This is a genomic window from Clostridium sp. HV4-5-A1G, assembly GCF_900184915.1.
GTDB lineage: Bacteria > Bacillota > Clostridia > Clostridiales > Clostridiaceae > Clostridium_B > Clostridium_B aromativorans.
Map to the genome: position 1 here is coordinate 1 of NZ_FXYI02000281.1, position 2839 is coordinate 2839.

General features: G+C 30.2%; 3 protein-coding genes and 1 other annotated feature. All 3 genes read left to right on the forward strand.

The features are described 5' to 3' along the window. On the forward strand, window positions 1-725 hold a 725-nt coding region (locus tag J5G60_RS17720; protein ID WP_207876601.1), incomplete at its 5' end, for a (2Fe-2S)-binding protein. Window positions 726-743: 18 nt separating this feature from the next. Further along, window positions 744-1109: a DUF1667 domain-containing protein gene (locus tag J5G60_RS17725; RefSeq protein WP_150359017.1), complete on the forward strand. Its 366-nt coding sequence runs from the start codon at window positions 744-746 to the stop codon at window positions 1107-1109. 105 nt (window positions 1110-1214) lie between these two features. Next, window positions 1215-1412, forward strand: a binding site (T-box leader). A gap of 61 nt (window positions 1413-1473) precedes the next feature. After that, window positions 1474-2754 (forward strand): serine--tRNA ligase, encoded by a 1281-nt coding sequence (gene serS / locus J5G60_RS17730; protein WP_150359018.1) that lies wholly within the window; start codon window positions 1474-1476, stop codon window positions 2752-2754. The last annotated feature ends 85 nt before the right edge of the window (window positions 2755-2839 follow it).

The following is a 2839-nucleotide window of genomic DNA, read 5'->3' on the forward strand; positions in this document are numbered from 1 at the left end:
TTCTTATAGATAAAAATACTAAAAAGGATTATAGAAATATAATTTCTACAGTTGAAGAAAATTGTGGGAAGATGTTTCTTATGCCTACTAGTCAGGATGGATTGTTAATAGGTATAAAAGATAATAAAAAGATAAGTTATGAAGGTGCTCTACAAAAAATTAAAGGATTTATAAAGGATATATCTGAACAGGATATTGAGAGCTCCTATGACTCTTTATTTTATAATGACTCTTTAATTATAGATGATAGTTTAATTGATAAGGGTTATATTAAAGTAATTGGCAAACATTATGGTCAAATTACAATGACTCCAGTAATTGCAAATATAGTATGTGAAACTATAGTGAATAATTTAAACTGTGTTCTAAAGAAGGATTTTGTAGATAGACGGAGGGAATTTTATAGATTTAGGGATTTATCTAATGATGATAGAAAAAAAATAATAAGATTGAATAAAAGTTATGGTAGGATAATATGTTATTGTGGAAAGATAACAGAGGGCGAAATAATAGATGCTATACGCAGACCTTTGGGGGCACGTACAGTAGAGGGTATAAAGAGAAGGACAGGTGCTGGATTTGGAAATTGTATGGGATCTCAGTGTCTTTGCAAAATTACATCTATTCTTTCCAGGGAAATAAATAAAGATATGATATATATAGTAAAGGATTCTAAAAACTCTAATATTGTTAAAGGTAGAATAAAGGAGTTTAATGAAATGTAATTATGGGGGAACTACAAGTTGATTAAAGAGGTTATTTGTAACAAGTGCGGTAAAAAGTGTATACTTAGTATAGATAAATGTGAAAATGATGTAGAAGTTGAGGGGAATTTATGTGATAAGGGAATAGAATATGCAAAATTGGAAATAGATAATAAAAGTGATATATTTACTACTCTTGTGAGAATAAAGGGATCTGACTATAATGTGGTTCCTGTAAAGAGCTCCAAGCCTATAGATAAAAGTTTATGGATAGAATGTTCTAAAGTTTTAAGTAGAATACATGTTGGAGCCCCTATAAAAATTGGCAGTATAGTATGTAAGAATATTTTAAATACAAGAGTAGATATAATTTGCACTAAAAATATTGATAAAAATGCTAAATAAATTTTAAAATTTATTTTATGACTTTTGATGTAACGGTCATATAAATATGTCTATGGATTTAAATATTTAATTTATTGACATTATAAGTCTATGTATATATAATTGAAGTGGTCAATGAAAAGGTCAGTAGCTTTATAGTGATTTAAGAGAATCAGTGGTTGGTGAAAACTGGTTATTATTATACTGTGAATCCACCTTGGAGATACTGTTAAAAGCAGTTCGGTGATACCGTTATAATCTTAAAGAGAGTCAATATGTTATTGGCTAATTAGGGTGGCAACACGGAATCTTTTCGTCCCTTTGGGGTAAAAAGATTCTTTTTTTATATATAAAATTACATATATCACTGAGGAGGATTATAATTATGTTGGATTTAAAAAAGATAAGAAACAATCCAGAGGAGATAAAAAAACAACTTACAAATAGGGGAGAAGATTTTGATTTATCAGATATTGATAAAGTAGTATCACTAGATGAAAAAAGGAGACAAATTTTAGTTGAAGTAGAATCGTTGAAAAATAAAAGAAATCAGGATTCATCAGAAATAGCTAAAATAAAAAGAAATGGTGGAAATGCTGATACTTTAGTAAGTGAGATGAAAGAAGTTTCGGATAAGATAAAAGGGTATGATGTACAGTTATCAGAAGTCAATGATAAAATAGAATATATAATGCTTAGAATACCTAATATTCCAAATCCTGCAGTTCCAGAAGGTAAAACAGATGAAGATAATGTTGAAATTAGAAGATGGTCAGAGCCTACTAAATTTGACTTTAAGCCTAAGGCTCATTGGGATATAGGTACAGATTTGAATATACTTGATTTTGAAAGAGGAGGTAAAGTATCAGGATCAAGATTTACATTTTATAGAGGAATAGGAGCAAAGCTTGAAAGAGCTGTAATAACATATTATTTGGATTTTCATACTGAAAAACATGGATATGAAGAATTATTCCCTCCTTATATGGTAAATAGAAATAGCATGATAGGTACAGGTCAGCTTCCCAAATTTGAAGAAGATGCTTTTAGAGTATCTAATAATGATTTTTTCTTGATTCCGACTGCTGAAGTTCCAGTAACTAATTTTTATAGAAACGAAGTGCTAAGAGGGGAAGATTTACCTATAAAGCACGTTGCATATAGTGCATGTTTTAGAGCTGAGGCTGGTTCGGCAGGTAGAGATACAAGGGGAATTATAAGGCAGCATCAATTTAATAAAGTGGAAATGGTTAAATTTACAAAACCTGAACAGTCCTATGAAGAACTTGAGAAATTAACTAATGATGCGGAGGATGTTCTTAAGGGTCTTAAACTTCCTTATAGGGTAGTTAGAATATGTAAGGGTGATTTAGGATTTACAGCGGCACTTAAGTATGATATAGAAGTCTGGATGCCAAGTTATAATAGATATGTTGAGATATCAAGCTGTAGTAATATGGAGGATTTCCAGGCAAGGCGTGCTAATATAAAGTATAAAGATACACCGAAAGACAAACCAAAATATGTTCATACATTAAATGGTTCTGGAGTAGCAGTAGGAAGAACAGTTGCGGCTATTTTGGAAAACTACCAACAGGCAGATGGAAGTGTTGTAATTCCTGAATTATTGAGACCATACATGGGTGGAAAAGAAGTTATCAAATAGAATAATAATTGTTTAAAGGGCAGTAACTTTTTTATTTATAAAAAGTTGCTGCCTTTCTATTTAATTTTTAAAATTTAAAATATAT

Coding starts and splice junctions, on each gene's coding strand:
- serS (WP_150359018.1), top strand. CDS start 1,474: ATGTTGGATTTAAAAAAGATAAGAAACAATCCAGAGGAGATAAAAAAA.